Origin of the sequence: Streptomyces sp. Z423-1, from assembly GCF_013009255.1 — a bacterium.
GTDB lineage: Bacteria > Actinomycetota > Actinomycetes > Streptomycetales > Streptomycetaceae > Streptomyces > Streptomyces gossypiisoli.
In genome coordinates this window covers 8594878-8616371 of the sequence record NZ_CP053109.1, presented here as the reverse complement: position 1 = coordinate 8616371, position 21494 = coordinate 8594878, and the positions used below count along the sequence as shown (strand labels likewise).

The 21494-nt window shown below is 72.8% G+C and carries 17 protein-coding genes; 8 read left to right on the top strand and 9 right to left on the bottom strand.

Annotated features, from left to right (window positions below; all coding sequences use genetic code 11):
• The first annotated feature begins 112 nt into the window (after positions 1-112).
• Positions 113-1741 carry a helix-turn-helix domain-containing protein gene (locus tag HJD23_RS39285; RefSeq protein ID WP_171109317.1) on the top strand — a complete coding sequence of 543 codons (1629 nt, stop codon included), beginning with the start codon at positions 113-115 and terminating at the stop codon, positions 1739-1741.
• A 40-nt stretch (positions 1742-1781) separates the two neighbouring features.
• Here HJD23_RS39285 and dapE read toward each other — a convergent pair whose 3' ends face one another.
• Entirely contained in the window at positions 1782-2843 is a 1062-nt protein-coding gene (dapE, locus tag HJD23_RS39280) for a succinyl-diaminopimelate desuccinylase (protein WP_171109318.1), read from the bottom strand.
• Complete coding sequence (locus HJD23_RS39275; protein ID WP_171109319.1) at positions 2840-4306, bottom strand: amino acid permease; 1467 nt, start codon at positions 4304-4306, stop codon at positions 2840-2842. Before HJD23_RS39275 ends, dapE begins: the two co-directional genes overlap by 4 nt.
• 398 nt (positions 4307-4704) lie before the next feature.
• On the opposite strand from HJD23_RS39275, the gene HJD23_RS39270 reads away from it, so the two are divergent.
• Complete coding sequence (locus HJD23_RS39270) at positions 4705-6087, top strand: MFS transporter (protein ID WP_171109320.1); 1383 nt, start codon at positions 4705-4707, stop codon at positions 6085-6087.
• A 39-nt stretch (positions 6088-6126) separates the two neighbouring features.
• Here the strand turns inward: HJD23_RS39270 and HJD23_RS39265 are convergent, their stop codons facing one another.
• The 4 genes from HJD23_RS39265 to lnt form a co-directional block, all read right to left on the bottom strand.
• Positions 6127-8073, bottom strand: coding sequence for a GAF domain-containing protein (locus tag HJD23_RS39265; protein WP_171109321.1), 1947 nt, complete (start codon positions 8071-8073; stop codon positions 6127-6129).
• A gap of 76 nt (positions 8074-8149) precedes the next feature.
• Positions 8150-8950, bottom strand: coding sequence for a 3-hydroxybutyrate dehydrogenase (locus HJD23_RS39260; protein ID WP_171109322.1), 801 nt, complete (start codon positions 8948-8950; stop codon positions 8150-8152).
• 55 nt (positions 8951-9005) lie between these two features.
• On the bottom strand, positions 9006-9485 hold the full coding sequence (locus HJD23_RS39255) for an NUDIX domain-containing protein (RefSeq protein ID WP_171109323.1): 480 nt from the start codon (positions 9483-9485) through the stop codon (positions 9006-9008).
• Between the two features lie 67 nt (positions 9486-9552).
• A complete protein-coding gene (gene lnt, locus HJD23_RS39250; RefSeq protein ID WP_171109324.1) occupies positions 9553-11166 on the bottom strand; it encodes an apolipoprotein N-acyltransferase in 1614 nt (537 codons plus the stop codon).
• A 203-nt stretch (positions 11167-11369) separates the two neighbouring features.
• Between lnt and HJD23_RS39245 the strand changes: the two genes are divergently transcribed.
• Complete coding sequence (locus HJD23_RS39245) at positions 11370-12446, top strand: O-antigen ligase family protein (RefSeq protein WP_240980919.1); 1077 nt, start codon at positions 11370-11372, stop codon at positions 12444-12446.
• A 25-nt stretch (positions 12447-12471) separates the two neighbouring features.
• Here the strand turns inward: HJD23_RS39245 and HJD23_RS39240 are convergent, their stop codons facing one another.
• Both HJD23_RS39240 and HJD23_RS39235 read right to left on the bottom strand, forming a co-directional pair.
• On the bottom strand, positions 12472-13020 hold the full coding sequence (locus HJD23_RS39240; protein ID WP_171109325.1) for a hypothetical protein: 549 nt from the start codon (positions 13018-13020) through the stop codon (positions 12472-12474).
• Between the two features lie 105 nt (positions 13021-13125).
• Positions 13126-13911 (bottom strand): aspartate/glutamate racemase family protein, encoded by a 786-nt coding sequence (locus HJD23_RS39235; protein WP_171109326.1) that lies wholly within the window; start codon positions 13909-13911, stop codon positions 13126-13128.
• 16 nt (positions 13912-13927) lie between these two features.
• Between HJD23_RS39235 and HJD23_RS39230 the strand changes: the two genes are divergently transcribed.
• A complete protein-coding gene (locus HJD23_RS39230) occupies positions 13928-15148 on the top strand; it encodes a glycosyltransferase (RefSeq protein ID WP_171109327.1) in 1221 nt (406 codons plus the stop codon).
• A 13-nt stretch (positions 15149-15161) separates the two neighbouring features.
• On the opposite strand, the gene HJD23_RS39225 is transcribed toward HJD23_RS39230, so the two are convergent.
• Positions 15162-16400: a TerD family protein gene (locus HJD23_RS39225; RefSeq protein WP_171111505.1), complete on the bottom strand. Its 1239-nt coding sequence runs from the start codon at positions 16398-16400 to the stop codon at positions 15162-15164.
• Positions 16401-16696: 296 nt separating this feature from the next.
• On the opposite strand from HJD23_RS39225, the gene HJD23_RS39220 reads away from it, so the two are divergent.
• The 4 genes from HJD23_RS39220 to HJD23_RS39205 all read left to right on the top strand — a co-directional run bounded on the left by HJD23_RS39220 (position 16697) and on the right by HJD23_RS39205 (position 21452).
• The gene (locus tag HJD23_RS39220) at positions 16697-17131 is read left to right on the top strand and encodes a DUF6643 family protein (RefSeq protein WP_171109328.1); all 435 of its coding nucleotides are present in this window, start codon (positions 16697-16699) and stop codon (positions 17129-17131) included.
• 40 nt (positions 17132-17171) lie between these two features.
• Entirely contained in the window at positions 17172-17996 is an 825-nt protein-coding gene (locus HJD23_RS39215; RefSeq protein WP_171109329.1) for an MOSC N-terminal beta barrel domain-containing protein, read from the top strand.
• 178 nt (positions 17997-18174) lie between these two features.
• A complete protein-coding gene (locus HJD23_RS39210; RefSeq protein ID WP_171109330.1) occupies positions 18175-18777 on the top strand; it encodes a hypothetical protein in 603 nt (200 codons plus the stop codon).
• 233 nt (positions 18778-19010) lie between these two features.
• Positions 19011-21452: a right-handed parallel beta-helix repeat-containing protein gene (locus HJD23_RS39205; RefSeq protein ID WP_171109331.1), complete on the top strand. Its 2442-nt coding sequence runs from the start codon at positions 19011-19013 to the stop codon at positions 21450-21452.
• The last annotated feature ends 42 nt before the right edge of the window (positions 21453-21494 follow it).

The window sequence follows — 21494 nt, the reverse complement described above, 5'->3', positions numbered from 1 at the left end:
CAATGAGACCCCATGCCTTTGTTGCGATCGGCCAAGACCGTCAGCGGCACCTTCCGATAAAACGCCGATCGTCCCCATGTGACCGTTCCCCACCGGAGAGACCGCCCCGCCCATGGACACCTGCACCCTCGACGAGCTTCTCGACACTCTCGGCGAGCCCATGTTCCGCGTGCTCACCGCCCCGGCCGGCCTCACCGCACACGTCTCGGAGGTCCTCCTGTACGACGCCGGGGCCCCGTTTCCCCGCAGCGCGCCCGGCGCCTTGATGCTGGCGGTCGGGGCGCGAGCGGGTGAGGTCGAGTCGCTGGCCCGCGATGCCGCGGCGGCCGGGATGGCCGGGCTTGTGGTACGGGACAGGGACGGGCAGCCCGGCACGGTTGCGGCGGCGAAGGCCCACGGCCTCGCGCTGCTCGCCGTCGACGAGGATGCCGCCTGGCATCACGTCCATCTGCTGCTTGCGTCCGCAATCAGTTCCCGGCCCGGCCCGGCGGGCGGCGGGGCGGCCTTCGGGGACCTGTTCGCGCTGGCCAACGCGGTGGCCGCGGCCGTGGGCGGTGCGGTCGTCATCGAGGACGCCCGCCAGCGGATCCTGGCCTACTCCACCGTCCCCGGGCAGGCCGTCGACGAGGCCCGGCGGCAGGGCATCCTGGGCCGCCAGGTGCCGAGCAGCCCCGAGAACACCGAGCAGTACCGCGTCCTGTTCGCCTCCCCCGGCCCCGTACGCCTCGCCGCACTCGACGGCGACGAGCTGCCGCGGCTCGCCGTCGCGATCCGCGCCGGCGGCGAGACGCTGGGGTCGGTGTGGGCCGTCGACGACGGGCATCTCGGCCCCGATGCCGAGGAGGCGCTCGCCCAAAGCGCGTCCACGGCCGCCCTGCTCCTGCTGCGGGCCCGGGCCAGCGAGGAACTGTCCCGGCATGTGACCAGCGACCTGCTGCGCCGTCTCCTCGACGGCACCGCCGATCCCGCCGGCGCCGCGCACCGCCTCGGCCTCGCCGCGGACGCCCCGGTCCGTGTCGCGGCCTTCACCCTCGACGGCGCGGTGTCCGCGCCCGACGGGGAACAGACCGCGCTGCGGCTGCTGGACCTCGTACGGCTCCAGTGCGAGGCGCGCTACGGGCGGCACGCGTGCGTGCTGGTGGACGGCAGGGTGTACGCGCTGCTGCCGGTGGCCGGAATGGGGGTACCCCCTGCTCGAGCGGAGCCGAGAGCTTGGGGGAGCGGTGGGGAGCGGCACAAGCGGCTCGTCGAGGACATCGTGCGGCGCGCGGGTCAGGCACTGCGGGTGCCGGTGCGGGCGGGGCTGGGTGACGTGGTCACGGATCTGGCGGCCGTGCGCGGCTCACGGGACGACGCCGACCTCGTCCTGCGGGTGCTCGGACCGGACGAGGACGTCGCGGCCGTGACCGACGTACGCGCCCGTGTCATCCTGCTCCGGTTGCGTGAACTCATCGGCAAGCAGCGGAATTTGACGGCGGGTGCCTGGCGGGAGGTGCTGGCATACGACGCCGAGCAGGGCACCGACTACGCCAGGACCCTGGTGTGCTGGTTGGACGCCGGATGCGACATGGCGCGGGCGGCGAAGCTGCTCGCCGTGCATCCCAACACCTGCCGGTACCGCCTCAGGCAGGCGCAGCAGCACCTCGGCATCGACCTGGACGACCCGGACGAGCGGTTGGTGCTGTGGCTGCAGCTGCGAACACTCGCGGGCCTGCGGAGCGCCGACCGCGCCGGCCAGTGAACCCCGTCCACTGGCCGGGCGCAATGCGTCCCTGTGCGGTTCAGCCGCTCAGCCAGGCCGCGAGCCGGGCCTCGCACTCCCGCAGCTGCGCTACGGGCACGTACTCCCCGGCGGTGTGCGCGAGGGTCGGGTCGCCCGGGCCGTAGTTGAGAGCGGGCGTGCCGAGCGCGGCGAAGCGGGCGACGTCGGTCCAGCCCAGCTTGGGGCGGGGGGTCGCACCCAGGACCTCGACGAGCGAGGCGACCGGGCCCTGTCCGAACCCGGGCAGGGCGCCCGGCACGACCTCGGTGACCTCGACCTCGTACTCGGGGAAGAGTCCGCGCAGATACGCCTCGGCCTGCCCGGCCGAACGACTGGGCGCGAAGCGCAGGTTGACCGCGATCACACAGGTGTCGGGGACGACGTTCTCGGCGATGCCCGCGCGGACGGCTACCGCGTTCAGCCCTTCGCGGTACTCCAGGCCGTCGATGACGATCCGCTCGGCGGTGTGGTCGTCGAGGCGCTGGAGCACGGCGGCCGCTCGGTGCGCGGCGTTGACGCCCATCCAGGAGCGGGCCGTGTGCGCGCGCTCGCCGCGCACCGTGATGTCCGCGTTCAGCACGCCCTGGCAGCCCGCCTCGACGCCCGCGTCGGACGGCTCCATGAGGATCGCGAGGTCCCCCTTGAGCAGGTCGGGGCGTTCGGCGGCGATGCGGTTCAGGCCGTTGCGGTCACCGGAGATCTCCTCGCACTCGTAGAACACGTACGTGACGTCGCGTACCGGCGCGGTGAGGGTGGCCGCGAGGCGCAGGGCGACGGCGACGCCGCCCTTCATGTCGCACGCCCCGAGCCCGTACAGCAGCCCTCCGTTCAGCCGGGACGGCAGGTTCCCGGCGGCCGGGACGGTGTCCAGGTGGCCGCCGATGACCACCCGCTCGGCGCGGCCCGAGTCGGTGCGGGCCACGACCGAGTTGCCGATGCGTTCGACCGTCAGATGCGCGCAGGCGCGCAGGGCGGACTCCACGGCGCCGGCGAGACCGGCCTCGTCCCCGCTCTCGGACGGCGTGTCCACCAGGGCCCGGGCAAGATCCACCAGGTCTCCGGTCGGGTTCAGCGGGGTCATACGACGGTCTCCTGCTGCGGGGCGGGCCAGTTCAGCCGGGAGTGCTTGATGCCGTAGAGCGCGTAGATCACGAACCCGACCGCCATCCACAGGCCGAACGCGATCCAGGTGTCGGCGCCGAGCCCCCACATCACATAGCCGCAGCACAGCGTGCCCAGCACGCACGTCACTGGCGCGAGCGGTACCCGGAAGCTGCGTGATGCCTGCGGGCTGCGCCGGCGCAGGATCAGGACGGCGCAGTTGACCAGTGCGAAGGCGAACAGTGTGCCGATGCTGGTGGCGTCGGCGAGCGCGCCGAGCGGCACGAGTGCGGCGAGCACCATGATGAACGCGGACACGATGACCGTGTTGGCGCGGGGCACCCCGGTCTTCGGGTGGACCTTGGCGAACAGCGGCGGCACGAGCCCGTCGCGCGCCATCGAGAAGAGGATGCGGGTCTGCCCGTACTGCACGGCGAGGACGACGCTCGTGGTGGCGACGACCGCGCCGACGGACAGCAGGATCGGCCACAGGTTGCCGCCGCCGACCGAGCGGACCAGCACCTCGCTGAGAGTGGCCTCGGTACCCGCGAACTTCTGCCACGGCATCGCACCGACCGCCGCGATCGCCACCGCGCAGTACAGCGCGGTGATCATCCCGAGGGAGAGGAGGATGGCGCGCGGCAGGTCACGCTGCGGGTTCTTCGCCTCCTCACCGGCCGTCGACGCGGCGTCGAAGCCGATGTACGAGAAGAACAGCGAGGCGGCGCCCGCGCTCACACCCGCCATGCCGAGCGGGAACAGCGGCTGGAAGTTCCCGGCGCGGAACGCGGTGAAGGCGACGGCACAGAACATCACCAGGGCGGCCACCTTCACCGCCACCATGATCGTGTTGACGACAGCGCTCTCGCGGGCCCCGCGCAGCAGCACCACCATGGCGAGGACGACGATCGCGGCGGCCGGAATGTTCAGCACGCCGCCGGCGCCGGGCGGGGCGGCCAGCGACTCCGGCAGCGTCCAGCCGACGGTGAGCTCCAGCAGCTCGTTCACGTACTGGCCCCAGCCGACCGCGACGGCGGCGACCGAGACGCCGTATTCCAGCACCAGACACCAGCCGCAGACCCACGCGACCAGCTCACCGAGCGTGGCGTAGGCATAGCTGTACGAGGATCCGGCACCCGGGATCATGCCCGCCAGCTCGGCGTAGGACAGGGCGGAGAACAGTGCCGTGATCCCGGCGAGTACGAAGGAGACCACGACGGCGGGGCCCGCCTCGGGCACCGCCTGGCCGAGGACGACGAAGATCCCGGTGCCGAGGGTGGCGCCCACGCTGAGCAGCGTGAGCTGTGCGAGCCCCATCGTCCGCCGCAGCTCACCACCACGGGCCTCGGCAACCAGATCGGCGACATCCCGCCGCCGCGTCAACCTGCTCGCAGTCCCGACTTCACCCGCGGGTCTTTGCGGTCTCGTCTGCACAGTGTCCACCCGTCCACTCCTGTCACATCTGCCGTTCCGGCCTTGATGATGCGGAAGAGCGAGGTGGGGAGGGGTGTGCCTGTTGGCCAAGACCGGAAGGGGTGCTTTGGCTTTCTGGCCAATGCCGGAGGTGGATGTGTCTGACCGGGTTGCCGGCACCGCGGAGCCAGCGCCGAGCCAGTACCGGAGTCAGCGCTCGATCGAATCAACCCAACGACACATTTCCGGACGGCGCGGACTCCGCCTCTCTGCCACTCACCGAACCACCTTCCTGCGAGCAGGCATAGGCTCAGCGCGCATAGCCCGCCTCAGAACTATGGTGTTCCACCACATGTGAGCCCGACCTGCGCCTTCCTACGGTGTGCCCACACGTACCCGTCCCCACCGCACACGAGGAAGTGGCGCACATGGCCTCCGCAGCAACCGCTCCCCCATCCCCGGGCAAACTGAAGCGCATCGTCGCCGCGTCCCTCATCGGCACCACCATCGAGTGGTACGACTTCTTCCTCTACGGCTCGGCGGCCGCGCTGGTGTTCAACCAGCTGTTCTTCCCGGACTCCGACCCGCTCGTCGGCACGCTGCTGTCCTTCCTGACGTACGCCGTCGGCTTCGCGGCCCGGCCCCTCGGTGCGCTCGTCTTCGGGCACTACGGCGACCGGCTCGGGCGGAAGAAGCTGCTGGTGCTGAGCCTGTTGCTGATGGGTGGCGCGACCTTCGCGATCGGGCTGCTGCCCACGCACGCCACGATCGGCAGCGCGGCGCCCGTACTGCTGACCGTGCTGCGGCTCGTACAGGGCTTCGCGCTCGGTGGTGAGTGGGGCGGCGCTGTCCTGCTGGTGTCGGAGCACGGGGACGCGCGACGCCGTGGCTTCTGGGCGTCGTGGCCGCAGACCGGGGCGCCCGCGGGGCAGCTGCTCGCGACCGGTGTGCTGTCCTTCCTCACCGCCGTCCTGTCCGAGGCCGCCTTCACCGGCTGGGGCTGGCGCATTCCGTTCCTGCTCTCCGGTGTGCTGGTGATCGTCGGACTGTGGATCCGGCTCTCCGTCGACGAGTCCCCCGTCTTCCAGCAGGCGCTCGCCCAGGCCGAGGCCCGCAAGGCCGACCGCACGGCACCGGCCGAGAAGATGCCGCTGGTCGCGGTGGTGCGGCACCACTGGCGTGACGTCCTGGTGGCGATGGGCGCCCGCATGGCCGAGAACATCAGCTACTACGTCATCACCGCCTTCATCCTCGTCTACGCCACCACCTCCGCCGGCGTCTCCAAGCAGACCGCCCTCAACGCGGTGCTCATCGCGTCGGCCGTGCACTTCGCGGTCATCCCGCCGTGGGGCGCGCTGTCCGACCGGATCGGCCGCCGTCCCGTCTATCTGATCGGCGCGGTCGGCGTCGGCCTGTGGATGTTCCCGTTCTTCGCGCTCATCGACACCGGCGGCTTCGGCAACCTGCTCCTCGCCGTGACCGTGGGCCTGGTGCTGCACGGGGCGATGTACGCGCCGCAGGCCGCCTTCTTCTCCGAGATGTTCGCGACCCGGATGCGCTACTCCGGCGCCTCCATCGGCGCCCAGTTCGCCTCCGTCGCCGCGGGCGCGCCGGCCCCGCTGATCGCCACCGCCCTGCTGGCCGACTACGGCAGCTCCACGCCGATCGCCCTGTACGTGATCGCCGCGGCGCTCCTCACGATCGTCGCCGTGGCGGCGGCCAAGGAGACCCGCAACCGGGATCTGGCCGACGTCGAGCCCTCCGGCGCCGAGCCGTCGGCGTCCCGGGCCGCGGACGCGCACACCGTCTGATGCCCGGCCCCGACCCCCGTACGCCCGTGCGTGCGGGGGTCACTTGCGTATCGGAGTCGCCAGGCGGTGCAGCCGCAGGGCCAGTTGGATCTCCAGAGCGCGGGACGGTGTCTGCCAGTCGTCGCCCAGGAGCCGGCCGACGCGCTCCAGGCGCTGGGCCACGGTGTTGACGTGGACGTGGAGTTCGTCCTTGGTGCGGGCCGGGCTCATCCCGCAGTCGAAGTAGGCGTCGAGCGTGCGCAGCAGGTCGGTGCCACGGCGTTCGTCGTACGCCACCACCTGGCCGATCGTCCGGTCGACGAAACCGGCGATGTCCCGGTCGCCCGCCAGCAGCAGGCCCAGGAAGCCGAAGTCCTCGGCGGCGGCCCCGTCGCCCGTACGGCCCAGCAGGCGCAGGGCGTCCAGGCAGCGCCGTCCCTCCTCGTAGGCGGCGGCGACGGCGTCGGGGCGGGCGGTGAGGTCCTCGACCGGTGCGGACGCGCCGACCGTGACGGCTTCGTGGACGGCGGTGCCCAGCTGCCGTGCGGTGCGGCGGGCCAGGTCCGTCGCCGTGTGCCCGGCGTCGAGGGGCAGCAGCAGGACCGTGCCGCCGTCGCGGGCGGCGGCCAGGCCGTGCCGGGTGGCGGCGAGGTGGGACGCGGCGGACCACAGGCGGCGGCGGGCGTCCGCCTCCTGGTCGGCGTCGGCCGCGGGGCCGTCGAGGCGGGCGGCGAGGACGACATGGGTGGCGTCGAGGTCGGCGTGCAGCCGGGAGGCGCGTTCGCGCAGCAGGCGCGGGTCGCGGTCGCGGGCGTCGAGCAGGTCGTCCAGGAGTTCGCCCCGGACGCGCTGTTCCGCCTCGGCGGCGGAGCGGCGGGCGAGCAGCAGCAGTGAGGTGACCATCGCGGCGCGCTCCAGGGTGCGCTGGTCGACGGGGTCGAGGCCGGGATGGCCGCGCAGTACGAGCGCGCCGAACAGTTCTCCGCCCGCGGCGACGGCGGCGATCCAGTCGTCCTCGTGCCGGACCGCGTGCCCTTCGGTGTGGAAGGCCTCCAGGGCCTGCGCCGGTGCGGCGTTGACGTCGGTGAACTCGACGGTGCCGTCGAGGACTTCGGAGACGGCGGCGGCCACGTCGTGCACCCCGCCGCCGCGCAGCACCAGTTCGGCGAGCCGGTCGTGGACGTCGGAGGCACGTTCGATGACGGCGCTGCGGTCCCGGATGATCTCGTTGGCGCGCTCCAGGTCGGCCAGGGCCGAGCGCGTCTCGGTGAGCAGGTTGGCGGTGTCGATGGCCGCGGCGGCCAGGGCGGCGAAGGAGCCGAGCAACGCGATCTGCTCCCGCTCGAAGACCCGCGCGCGCCGGTCCGCCGCGAAGAGCACGCCGATCACATGGTGCCCGAGCATCAGCGGCACGCCGAGGATGGCGACCAGGCCCTCGTCCCGCACGCCCGAGTCGATGGTGGCGGTGTGCTGGAAGCGGTCGTCCCGGAAGTAGTCGTCGGTGACGTACGGCCGGGCGGTCTGCGCGACCAGGCCGCCGAGGCCCTCGCCCATGCCGAGCCGCAGCTGCTGGAAGCGGGCCGCTACCGAGCCCTCCGTCACCCGCATATAGGTGTCGCCGCGGTCCGGGTCGTTCAGGCTGAGGTAGGCGACATGGGTGCCGAGCAGCGACCGGGCGCGCTGCACGATCGCCTGGAGCACGGCGTCCAGGTCGCGCAGTCCGGCCAGGTCGTGGGCGGTCTCGAAGAGCGCCGACAGCTCGGCCTCCCGGCGGCGGCGCCCCTCCAGCTCCGACCGGACGCGCAGCGCGAGCAGCTTGGCGTGCTCCAGGGCCGCGATCCACTCGGCCGGCCGGCCCTGGGCGCGGGCGAGCAGCACGGGCTGCTCGTAGGCGTCGGCGGACGCGCCACGGGCCAGCAGCTCCAGGTACGGCGCCTCGGCGCCGTACGAGGGCGCTTCGGGGTCGCCGGTGGGGCGCTCGGCGGACGGCACGTGATCGCGGGACATGGTCACAGGATTCCTCATCGCCGGGCCGCCCCGTCAGCCCTGTGGAAAACTCCGGCCACCACGAGCCCCGATCGAACTAGTGCGCGGTCCAGCCGCCGTCGAGTACGAGCGACGTACCGGTCATGAAGGACGCCTGCGGGCTGCACAGGTAGGCCACGGCCTCGGCGACCTCCTCGGGTTCGATGAGTCGCTTGACGGCGCTGTCCTGCAGCATGACCTCCGACAGGACGCGCTCCTCGGGGATGCCGTGCGCCCGGGACTGGTCGGCGAGCTGCTTCTCGACCAGAGGCGTGCGCACGTAGGCCGGGTTCACGCAGTTCGAGGTGACGCCATGGGGCGCGCCTTCCAGGGCGGCGGTCTTGGAGAGCCCCTCCAGGCCGTGCTTGGCGGCCACGTACGCCGCCTTGTAGGCGGAGGCGCGCAGGCCGTGCACGGAGGAGATGTTCACGATGCGGCCCCAGCCCTGCCCGTACATGTGCGGCAGCGCGCCGCGGATGAGGCGGAACGGCGCCTCCAGCATCACGGTGAGCACGGTGTGGAAGACGTCGGGCGGGAACTCCTCGATGGGCCGGACGAGTTGCAGCCCGGCATTGTTCACCAGCACGTCCGTGCCGGCGGCCGCGGCCTCGGCGGCGTCCAGGTCGGTGAGGTCGAGGACGTGCGGTGCGACGCTGCCCGGCAGGCCCGCCGACTGCTCGGCGAGCGCCTCCAGGCCGGCGTCGTCCCGGTCGACCGCTCTGACCTTGGCACCGGCGGCCGCGAGCCGCAGGACACAGGCGCGGCCGATACCGCCGGCGGCGCCGGTGACGAGGGCCGTGCGGCCGCCGAGGTCGAGCGTGGGGGCGTGGGGGCCGGGGAGGGCACGGGACGCGGTCATGGAGTTGACCCTAGGCAGCCGAGGTCTCCCGCCCCATGTGGTCAGCCTCCATACTTCATTCGAAAGTCGTGGGGTCGAACCATGTGGGTGCGTCCGACAGGGACTGCTTGATCCGCAGCAGCCCGAACTCGTTGAGCTCCGGCAGCGCGTCGACGTCGAACCAGGCGACGTCCAGCGACTCGTCGTCGTTCACCCGTGCCTCGCCGCCGACGGCCCGGCAGCGGAACGTGATGTCCATGTACTGGCAGATGTCGCCGTTGTCGTACGTGACGGGCTTCAGCGCCTGGACCAGCACCACCCGCTCGGGCGCGCAGCGCACCGCGGTCTCCTCGTGGACCTCCCGCACCGCGCAGGCGGCGGGCTGCTCCCCGGGGTCCGGGATGCCGCCGATCAGCGACCACCGGCCGGTGTCGGAGCGGCGGTTCAGCAGCACCCTGCCGGCGTCGTCGAAGACGACCGCGGTGACTCCGGGGAGCCAGAGCAGCTGATGACCGGCGGACGCCCGCAGGGTGCGGATGAAGTCAGGAGTAGCCATGAGGCGACCCTAACGGGCGGGTTCCGCGGTCCCGGACCAGTTCCGGGGGCGTACGGCGGGCGTACCGCTACAGGTCACCCGCGCGCCGCCCGCGCGCGCCGGCGGCGATCGCCCAGCCGATGCCGCCCGCCGCGACCAGCACCAGGGCGACCTCCGGCAGGATGCCGAGCCGGGTGGCGGGCGTCAGGGAGGAGCGCAGCGGCACCTCCTGGACCAGCGAGTCGGCGACGAACATGCCGGTCCGCTGGGTGATCGTCCCGTCCGGCAGAATGATGGCGCTGACGCCACTGGTCACCGGTACCGCGACGGTACGGCTGTGCTCGACGGCGCGGATGCGGGACATGGCGAGCTGCTGGTAGGTCATCTCGCTGCGGTCGAAGGTCGCGTTGTTGCTCGGCACCGAGATCATCTGCGCGCCGTCGGTGACCTCGGAACGCACGGTCCAGTCGAACGCCGCCTCGTAGCAGGTGACGAGGCCGACCGTGGCGCCGTCCATGTCGAACACGCCGGGCTCGCTGCCCCGGCTGAAGTCCTGGCGGACCATCGACGTCCAGCTCTTGTTGATCATGTCGAGCAGCGGGCGGAGCGGCAGGTACTCGCCGAACGGCTGGATCTGCCGCTTGTCGTAGGTGTCGACGGGCCCCTTCTGCGGGTCCCACAGGATCTGCTCGTTGAGGAGTTTGCCGTCGCGCTCGACGACACCGCCGACCGAGATGGGCGCATCGATCGCCTTGGCCGCGCCGTCGATGACCGCGTAGGCGTCGGGGTTGGCGAAGGGGTCGATGTCGGAGGAGTTCTCCGGCCAGAGCACGAAGTCCGGCTTGGCCACCTTGCCCGCCGCGACCTCGGCGGCCAGACGCTCCGTCTCGCGCGCGTGGTAGTCGAGTACGGCCCGCCGCTGGGAGTTGAAGTCGAGACCCGCGCGCGGGACGTTGCCCTGAATGACGGCGACGGTGGTGGTGCCGTCCTCGGCCTGGTCGCTCACCAGGGGGCGCGCGGCCAGAGCACCCAGCACCGGCACGGCCACACTGAGCAGCGCCACGGCCGCCGCTCCCCGCCGTACCGCGCGCGTGCGCCGCGCCTTCAGGCCCAGGCGTACGACGTCGTACAGGCCGAAGCCGCACAGGACGACCGCGAAGCCGAGCACCGGGGTGCCGCCGACCGCGGCCAGCGGCAGGAAGACACCGTCCGCCTGCCCGAAGGCGATCTTGCCCCAGGGGAAGCCGCTGAACGGCACGCGCGCACGTGCCGCCTCACCGGCAATCCACACCGCGGCCGCCCACACGGGCCGGCCCGGCAGCCTCGACACCGCGGCGACACCCACACCCACCAGGGCGACGAAGATCGCCTCGATCGCCACCAGGGCGAGCCAGGGGCCCGGACCGACCTCCACGCCGGTCCACACCAGCAGCGGCAGCAGGAAGCCGAGGCCGAAGAGGTAGCCGAGGCCCAGGGCCGCCTTCCAGCCCCGGCCGCGCAGCACCCAGCCGAAGACGGCGAAGGCCGGCACGGCCAGCCACCACAGGGTGCGCGGCGGGAAGCTGACGTAGAGGAGCACTCCGGAGAGCGCTGCGGCGGCGGCCGGAACGAGGCGGCGCAGCCACCGCGCGGCGCGCGACTCGGGCGCGATTCGCGGTCGTACGGCGTCCGACTCGTCCACGGAGGTTGCGGTGACGGTCACTCCGGGAGTGTACGGCGGCCCACTCGGAAGCCGACAGCGCGGTCGGGACGCTCCGCGCTGCCGGTGCCACATCGTTTCTGCACCAGTAAGCGCCACACATCCACAAATCCCCCACAAGCCGTTACCGTGTGCCCGAGCCCAGGTCGCGCGGCGGGACGGCCGGGCCCTCACAGGTCGGGAAGCGGCCGGTTGCGGGGGGACGGGTGGGGTCGACAGGAGTGACGTCGGCGGCCGGTGCCGAGGCCGACGGCGGAAGACGGAGCGCCTCCGACGCGGCGGGGGTGATCGTGCTCGGCGCCTGTGCCCTGTGGTCGCTGATCACGGCGGCCGCGCACGGCGGGCGCCCGGAAGGTGTGCTGCTGGCGGTGCTGGCCGTGGCCGCCGGTTACGCCGCGGGCCGCATCTGCGGGGCGCTCGCGCCGGTTGCCGCGCCCTTGACCGGGGCGCTGGCCGGAATCGCACTGACGATCGGCGTCCCGCACCTCGCCCCGGGGCCGCAGCCCGGCGTGCCGCTGGGCCACGTCGGCGCCACCGCCGCCCTGCTCGCGCTGTCCACCGGCGCCGCGTGCTGCGCCGCCTGGTCCACGGCCGTACCGGCGCTGCGGCCGGCCCTGTGGACACTGGCGGCCGGGATCGTGGCGACGGCGGCCGTGCTCGGCACCACCACCGGGGTCGTGGCCAGCGCCGCGGTGTTGCTGTGCTCACTGGCGGCCCGCCGCATGGGCCACCGAGGGATCGGCCTCGCCGCTCTGGCCGCGGTGACGGCGGTGGTGACCGGCCTGACCTGGGCGGTCGCGAGCAGCGCACTGCCCGAGGGGCTCGCCGCGTCCCTGGAGGGGCCGCTGACCGGGCACCGGGTGGAACTGTGGCGGGACGCGCTGGCGCTGGCCCGCCAGGATCCCGCCCTGGGGGTGGGCCCGGGGCGCTTCGGGGAGCTCAGCGCGACCTCGGTCGCGTCCCCGCTGTCCGACGGCAAGCCCCACTCCGCGCTGCTGCAGCAGGCGGCCGAACAGGGAGCCATCGGAGTGATGCTGCTGGCGGCGGCCTTCTGCTGGCTGCTGTACGCCCTGTGGCGCACCGCGCGGCCCACACCGGTCGCGCTCAGCGCGGGCGCGGCACTGACGGCGCTCGCGGCCGTCGCCGCGGTCGGCAACGCGCTCAGCTTCACGGCGGTGTCGGTGGGCGCCGGGCTGCTCGCGGGGCTGGCCACGGCACGTCCGCTGGCGGGGGAGCCGACGCGTCAGGAGAGTGTCGTACCGGGCGACCGGCAGGTGCCGTGACCTGGGCGGGCCGCTCTCCGCGACCTCAGTGCACCGCCCCCGGCGTGGTCGGCCGCAGCCGCTCCTTGATGATCCGTACGGCCGTCTCCGCGTTGTCCACGGTGATCGTGAACGTGTGACCGTCCCACAGCCGCAGCTGCACACCCTCGCCGCGCCGTACGACGACCGCGGTGCCCTTCTCGGGCCGCCAGCGGTAGCCCCAGCCGCCCCAGTGGCGCGGGGTGACGTACGGGACGAACTCCGCGCCGACGACCTGCGACAGCGGGATACGGCGGCGCGGCACACCGATATGACCGCAGCGCACCTCGAGGCACTCCTTGTCCACCCGCAGGGCGACGTGCACGAAGGCCAGCGTGCCGAACAGGACCAGCAGTCCGGCGGCGATGCAGCCGACGACGGACATCACGAGCGGTGCGAGGCCTTCCTCGGTCCACGCGGAGACGACGGCCAGCACGATGCCGAGCGCGACGCAGGCGGCACCGACCAGCGCCACCAGCCACTGGACCCGGTTGGTGGCCCGGCCGGTCCAGACGTCGGGATGCGAGGTCTGCTCGCCGCGGGAGTGGTCCCTCATGCCATTGAGACTACTCAGGTTTCGCTGAGGGGGTAGCGGGTCGCACACAGTAACCGGCAGGGCGGGAGTCGTGCGGACGGAGGGATTCCGATCAGTGACCGGCGGTCACCGAACGGGCGTGGCGGCCGTGAGCAGGCGGCCCTCCTCGTACGTCAGCGCGGCCGCGGGAAGCGCGCCCTCGCGGCCGCTGAGCAGCACTGTCACGCCGCCGAGGGGCGTGGCCCCGGGCTCGGGACGCGCGCCGATCCGGCGCAGCGCCTGGGCGGCCACCGCTCCGGCGGAACCGTGCAGGACGAGCGGAGGCAGGCCGGGGCGCTGCACGGCGGCGCGGATGCGTTCGGCGACCAGCTCGTAGTGGGTGCAGCCCAGGACGACGGTCGTGACGTCGTCCGGGGTCAGCTCGGCGGCCGCCGCGACGGCGGCGTCGATGGCCGTCTCGTCAGCGCGTTCGACCGCTTCCGCCAGTCCCCAGCACGGCACCTCTGTGACCTTCACGCCCTCGGCGAAGTTCTCGATGAGTCCGCGCTGGTAGGGGCTGCCGGTGGTGGCGGGTGTGGCCCAGATCGCGACGGGGCCGCCGCCGGCCGCGGCAGGCTTGATCGCCGGGACCGTGCCGATGACCGGCAGCGCGGGTTCCAGGCAGGCGCGCAGGGCGGTCAGGGCATGCACGGTCGCGGTGTTGCAGCCGACGATGAGCGCGTCCGGCCGGTGCGCGGCGGCCGCCTCGGCGACGGCCAGGGCCCGCTCGGTGAGGTCCTGGGGCGTGCGGGGCCCCCAGGGCATGCCGTCGGGGTCGAGGGAGAGTACGAGATCGGCGTCGGGGCGGAGGCGCCGTACCGCTGCGGTGGCTGCCAGCAGACCGATTCCGGAGTCCATGAGCGCGATCTTCACCCGGCCACGATAGACGATGGGCCCCTTGCGGCCGGTCCGGTGGGGCAGACTGCGCGGGGTGAGCGCCTTGCTGTGGATCGCCGCCGGTTCCCTCGCCGCCTGGCTGTGGCTGCTGCTCTGTCAGGGCTTCTTCTGGCGTACGGACGTTCGGTTGCCGCCCCGGACGGAACCCGACGTCTGGCCGTCCGTGGGTGTCGTCGTCCCCGCGCGCGACGAGGCCGCCGTGCTGCCGGCCAGCCTGCCGTCCCTGCTCACGCAGGACTATCCGGGGCGGGCCGAGGTCTTCCTGGTGGACGACGGCAGCACGGACGGCACCGGGGAGCTGGCGCGCGAGCTGTCGCGTCGGTACGGCGGGCTGCCGCTGACCGCGGACTCGCCCGGCGAGCCGCCCGCGGGCTGGACCGGCAAGCTCTGGGCGGTGCGGCACGGCATCGGCCTCGCACGCGCGCGTGCCCCCGAGTACCTGCTCCTGACGGACGCCGACATCGCGCACGCGCCGGACAGTCTGCGCGAGCTGGTGGCGGCGGCACGCACCGGCGGCTACGACCTTGTCTCGCAAATGGCGCGGCTGCGCGTCGAGAGCCTGTGGGAGCGGCTCGTCGTGCCGGCCTTCGTCTACTTCTTCGCACAGCTGTACCCCTTCCGCCGGATCGACCGGAAGGGGGCGCGGACCGCCGCCGCCGCGGCGGGCGGCTGTGTACTGCTGCGTACCGAGGCCGCCGAGCGGGCGCGGATCCCCGACGCCATCCGGCACGCCGTCATCGACGACGTGGCCCTCGCGCGGGCCGTCCGAGGCAGCGGCGGGCACCTCTGGCTGGGTCTGGCCGAGCGGGTGGACAGCGTGCGCCCCTATCCCCGGCTGCACGACCTGTGGCGCATGGTCTCGCGCAGCGCCTACGCCCAGCTGCGGCACAACCCGCTCGTGCTGGCCGGGACGGTCGCCGGGCTGGCGGTGGTGTACCTGGTGCCGCCCGTGGCGCTCGTCGTGGGCCTGGCGCTTGGGAGTACGGCGACGGCGGCGCTGGGCGCCCTCGCATGGCTGGTGATGACGGGGACGTACCTGCCCATGCTCCGCTACTACGAGCAGCCGCTGTGGCTCGCTCCCCTGCTGCCGTTCACCGCGTCGCTGTACCTCCTCATGACGGTCGATTCCGCCGTACAGCACTACAGGGGACGCGGTGCGGCCTGGAAGGGCCGCACCTACACCCGTCCGGACGCCGTCCCCGACGAGGGGTGAGTCCTGCGAGGGTTCACTTGCGGCCGGGCGTCCAGTTCATGCCCCACCCGTAGGCGTGGTCGACGGCCCGCTGCATGCTCACCCCGCGGTCGGGCACCAGGTAGCGGGCCTCGCGCTGGACGACGAGGTCGGTGCCGGTGTTGGTGATGAGCGCGAGCGCGCACACCGGGGAGCGGACCGTGCACTCGTCCAGGGAGAACTCGATCGGCGCGCCGAACTGCGGCTGCAGGGTGACCGTGGCGTGCAGATCGGCGAAGGAGCTGGCGCCCTCGTAGATGGTGACGAAGACGAGGATCCGCCGGAACGCCTGCTTGTGGTCGAGGTTGATGGTGAGGTTCTCGCCGCTCTCCACGGCACCGGTGCGGTCGTCGCCGTCGAGGTGGATGTACGGCGGCTGGTGCAGGGATCCGAAGGCGTTGCCGAGGGCCTGTACGACGCCCTTGCTGCCGTCGTTGAGTTCGTACAGGGCGCACAGGTCGAGGTCGAGGTCCGCGTGCAGGGCGACCGCACGGCCGCGCTTGCCGCCCCACCCCGAGAACTGTTTGCGCACCTGCCAGTTGAGGTTCACGCGCATGGCGCCCGACGTCCCGCCCTGCTTGGTCAGCGACACCGACGGGGAGGCCTTGGTGAGGGTGACCTTGGTGAGCTGGACGGGCGCCGTCGGGGCGGGCGGCGGCGCGGTGGGGACGGGCGGGGTCGTGGTCACCGGCGGCGCGCCGGGTGCCGTGTGCTGCGGCTCGTCCACGGTGATGCCGAAGTCCGTGGCCAGGCCCTCCAGGCCACTGCTGTATCCCTGGCCGACGGCGCGGAACTTCCAGGCGCCCTGGCGCCGGTAGAACTCACCGAGCACGAAGGCCGTTTCCACGGTCGCGCCCGCGCTGTCGAACCGGGCGACCACCGTGCCGTGGGCGGCGTCCTTGACCTCGATGTACAGACCCGGCACCTGTGCGAACGTCCCGCCGTCCGCCGACGCGACGAGCACGACCGTCTCGATGGCGGGCTCCACGCGCGCGAGGTCGACGAGCAGCGTGTCGGTGACCCGGCCGCCGGCGTCCCGCTTGCCCTCGTGCCGGATGGCGCCGGAGGAGTGCTGCGGCTGGTTGTAGAAGACGAAATCCGCGTCCGAGCGCACCTTTCCGCCCACCAGCAGCAACGCCGAGGCGTCGGTGTCGGGGACGCCCGGTCCGGAGCGCCACCCCAGTTCCACCCGCAGCGCCGTCGTCGGCACCGGGACATTCGATCCCTTCGGCATTGACATGTCCGCCCCCATCACCTGTCACCGCCGGGTCGCGTCCCGGCAGCCCATCGGGTTCTCCGTGTGTTCCAACGTATTGCCCATGACGTCGCACGCCCATGAGGACTGCGAAAGACGAGTGGCCAACCGCCGGTAACCCCCTGGGAACTGAGCCTTTACACGATTCTGCCGCCGCTTGGCGCCCCTTTTTCCCAAGTTCGCTCGCATTGGGGATCCCACGTCACCACGGACGCAGAAAACAACCCTCTTATCGGTCTCCCCAACCAGCACATCGTGGGCTTAACTTATGTGCCATGACCTCCCCCCGCTCCACCTATGGCGGCGGCTACTACTCCGCCTCCTTCCCGGACACCCCGATCTACGACTCGCTCGTGGCCGAGCGGGGCACCCCGCAGATCGCCCCGATCCGGGTCCCCGCCGCGTACGACACCCCGGGCAGCCACCTGCCCGCGCTCCCGTCCGCGCTGCCCGCCCTCCCGGCGGCCCCGTCCCAGCCCGCCTACGGCTACCCCCAGGCGCCGCAGCCCGCTCCGCTGCAGCAGGCGCCGACCGCGTACATCCCGCAGCAGGCCGCCGCACCGCGCGGCTACCCCGGCCCGCAGCCGCAGCAGCCGCGCCCCGCGGCGCCCGGCGGCACGGGGTACGAGGCGATGCGCCCGGCGGCTCCCCGGCCCACCCCGGCGCCGTACCAGGACCCGTACAACAACCAGCAGTACCGCGGCTACTGATCCCCGCGTGGTTGTCGGTGCCGCCTGGCACGATGGCCTCATGGGGAACGCGCAGCTGCACTCGATTCACGTCCATCCGGTCAAGGCGTTCCGGGGCCTGGCGCCCCGTGAGGCCGTCGTGGAGCCCTGGGGGCTGGCCGGGGACAGACGCTGGGTACTGATCGACGACGGGGGAAAGGTCGTCACCCAACGCCAGCAACCGCGCCTTGCGCTGGCCGCCGCCGAGCTGCTGCCCGGCGGCGGCGTCCGGCTGTCCGCGCCGGGTCTCGACCCGCTGACCGTGCCCGTCCCGGAGCCGGCCGGCATGGTCACGCTGAACATCTTCGGGACCAAGGTGGAGGGGGTCCTCGCCGATGCCGCCGCGCACGCGTGGTGCAGTGCGTACGTCGGTGCGGGCACACGTCTGGTCCACATGGACGACCCGGCCACCCGGCGACAGATCGACCCGGACTACGGGCTGCCCGGCGAGACGGTCACCTTCGCCGACGGCTATCCCCTGCTGCTCACCTCGGTCACCTCGCTCGACGCCCTGAACTCGCTGATAGCCGAGGACGGTCTGGCCGAGGAGGGCCCGCTGCCGATGAACCGCTTCCGGCCGAACGTGGTCGTCGCGGGCACCGCGCCCTGGGCCGAGGACGACTGGCGGCGCATCGCCATCGGCGAGGTCGAATTCCGCGTCGCCAAGATGTGCGGCCGGTGCGTCGTGACGACGACCGACCAGGGCACCGCCGAGCGCGGCCGGGAGCCCCTGCGCACCCTCGGGCGGCACCGCCGGATCGGCGGAAAACTGATCTTCGGTCAGAATCTCGTGCCCCGTTCCCAGGGCACCATCCGGGTCGGTGACCCGGTCCATGTCCTCGAATGAGCGATATCGCCGGGAAGTCCGGTCGGACGGGAACCCGTGAGCGGCACCTGGCCGTTGGGCCTGTGTGAGTCGTTCATGAAAGGCCCGGGGCACACGTGATGTCGCTCTCTCTTTGACCGGGACCGCGTGTGAGCGGCTCCACCGGGGGTTGTCATGGAGCGGGAAGGGGGTGCGGGACATGCGCGCTGTGCGCGGCCTGTGGCGCTGGCGGCACAATCCACTGCGCCGTACGACCGATCTCGTCGAGGCCTGGGTGGCGCTGACCGCCCTGCTGCTGATCCTCATCGCCGCGCCCGTGATCGGCTCCCTCGTCGGCTCCGCCACCGAGGACGGCCTCCAGCGGTCCGTCCGGGAGCAGCGCGCGTCCCGGCACCTGGTGACGGCCACCGTCGTCCGGGAGCTGGACCGTGCCCCGCTTGCCGCCGACCCCGAGACGGCCTCGCGGGACAGCAGGACACGCGTGCTCGCTCACTGGACCGCCCCGGACGGCACCGACCAGAACGGCCCGGCCGTCACCCGCCTCAAGTCGCCCGAGCCGGGCGACCGGTTCACGATATGGACCGACGAGCAGGGGCGCACGGTGGCCCGCCCGCTGGACCCCGCGACGGCGACGACGCACTCCGTCATCGCCGGGTTCGGCGTGGCGCTGCTGACCGCGGGCCTGGTGGAGGGCGGCAGACGGCTGATCGCCTGGCGTATGGTCCTTCGCCGGTACGCGCGTTGGGACCAGGCATGGGAGCGGGCGGGCCCGGACTGGGGCAGGACCGGCACCGGCAGCTGACAGCCTTCCGGCTCCGGTCAACCCGGCGTCCGCGCGCACGCTACGGTGGACCGGCCGAAGCCGACTTCGGCATCGACCTGCGCGCGAGCGAGCTTCAGGGGCGCGCCGGTGTCCAGCGCGCGAACGCGGGGCGGCCCGAAGGGCCGAGCGCGGACGCGGGTCCCGGCACCGGCTGGGGCGGCCCGAGGGCGAACAAGCCATCAGTACGACCGAGGTGGGGGCACAACAACGCCATGGCACAGGGCACGGTCCAGGTGACGCACGCCGGTACATCGCGGTGGCGGCGCCGCACGGGTGAGTACACATCGCTCGCCGCCGCCCTGGAGGCCGCGGCCGACGGTGATGTGCTCACCATCGCCCCCGGGACCTACCGGGAGAACCTCGTCGTCCAGCGGGCGGTGACCCTGCGCGGACCCGAGGGCTCGCCCGGCTCCGTGCGGATCGCGCCCGTCGACGGGGTGCCGCTCACCGTGCGCGCCGCCGCGGTGGTCCAGGACCTGCATGTGGAGGGCCAGGACGCGACCGCGCCCGCACTGCTCGTCGAGGAGGGCGCGCCCGAGCTGACCGACGTGCGGGTGGTCACGCGGTCCGCCGCCGGGATCGAGGTGCGCGGGAGCGCGCGGCCGACCGTGCGGCGGTGCACCGTCGACAATCCGGCGGGCATCGGCATCGCGGTGGTCGACGGCGGGGGCGGCGTGTTCGAGGATTGCGAGGTCGTCGCGGCCGGGCAGGCCGGCGTGGCGGTGCGCGGGGGCGCGCATCCGCGTCTGGAGCGCTGCCGGGTGCACCACGCCTCCGGTTCGGGCCTCACCGCGACCGGTGAGAACTCCGCACTGGAGGCGGTCGGTTGCGAGGTGTACGAGGTCCGGGGCAGCGGTGTGCAGATCACCGGCCGGGCCACCGCCCACCTCACCGACTGCGATGTGCACCGCACCACGGCCGACGGTGTCACCCTCGACACGGACGCCGTGCTCACCCTCGCCGACTGCCGCATCCACGACATTCCCGAGAACGCGGTCGACCTGCGTTCCCGCTCCGTCCTGACGCTGACCCGCACCAGCGTGCGGCAGTTCGGGCGCAACGGCCTGTCGGTGTGGGACCCGGGCACGCGCGTGGACGCCAACCAGTGCGAGATCTTCGACAGCACCGGCGACTACCCGGCGGTCTGGGTCAGCGACGGCGCCACGGCAGTGCTGGACTCCTGCCGGGTGCACGACGTGCCGGACGCGCTGTTCGTCCTCGACCGCGGCTCGCGGGCGGACGTCGTCGACAGCGACCTGTCCCAGGTGCGCAACACGGCCGTGTCGGTGAGCGACGGGGCGACCGCGCAGCTCGACGACTGCCGGATCCGGGACGCCGCGACCGGCGCGTGGTTCCGTGACCACGGCAGCGGCGGCACGCTCAACAACTGCACGCTGGACGGCACGCAGACCGGCGTGATCGTCACCAAGGGCGCCGACCCCACCATCGAGCGGTGCACGGTCGACTCCCCCGCCGAGGCCGGGTTCTACGTCTCTGCGGGCGGCCGCGGCAGCTTCCTCAACTGCCGGGTGCGGGGCAGCGGCGGGTACGGCTTCCATGTGCTCGACGGCTGCCGTACGACGCTCAGGAAGTGCCGTACGGAGCGCTGCGCGCGCGGCGGTTACGAGTTCGCGGACGGCGGTCCGGACGCCGAGTCGGGCGCGGGACCGGTCGTCGAGGACTGCACCAGCGACGAGAGCGCGGGGCTGCGCACGCCCACGGCAGCGCCAGAGCCGGCCGTCCAGACGGCCGCTCAGTCGCCGGGGCTGCTGGGCGCGATCCCCGGGCAGCGCACGACCGAGCAGGAGCCGCTCGTCGCCGCCGCACAGCCGCAGACCCCGGCCCGGACGTCCAAGGCCGTCCTGGGCGAACTGGACGCCCTGGTGGGCCTGGAGAGCGTCAAGCGCGAGGTGCGGGCCCTCACCGACATGATCGAGGTGGGCCGGCGCCGGCAGCAGGCGGGCCTGAAGGCCGCGTCGGTCAAGCGGCACCTGGTCTTCACCGGCTCCCCCGGCACCGGCAAGACCACGGTCGCGCGGCTGTACGGCGAGATCCTCGCCTCGCTCGGTGTGCTGGACAAGGGCCACCTGGTCGAGGTGTCCCGCGTCGACCTGGTCGGCGAGCACATCGGCTCGACCGCCATCCGCACCCAGGAGGCGTTCGAACGGGCGCGTGGCGGCGTGCTGTTCATCGACGAGGCGTACGCGCTGTCGCCGGAGGACGCGGGCCGGGACTTCGGCAAGGAGGCCATCGACACGCTGGTGAAGCTGATGGAGGACCACCGGGACGCGGTCGTGGTGATCGTCGCGGGCTACACGGCCGAGATGGAGCGCTTCCTCTCCGTCAACCCCGGGGTGGCGTCCCGCTTCTCACGCACCATCACCTTCAGCGACTACGGCCCCGAGGAGCTGCTGCGGATCGTGGAGCAGCAGGCGGAGGAGCACGAGTACCGGCTGGCGCCGGGTGCCGCCGAGGCCCTGCTGAAGTACTTCACGGCGATCCCGAAGGGCCCCGCGTTCGGCAACGGCCGCACCGCGCGGCAGACGTTCGAGGCGATGGTGGAACGCCACGCGAGCCGGGTCGCCCAGCTCGACGAACCGAGCACGGACGACCTGACTCTGCTGTATGCGGAGGATCTGCCGGACCTCGCATGAGCGCTGAGCGCTCCGCTGGAAGTGCCGCGATATGCCGTCGAT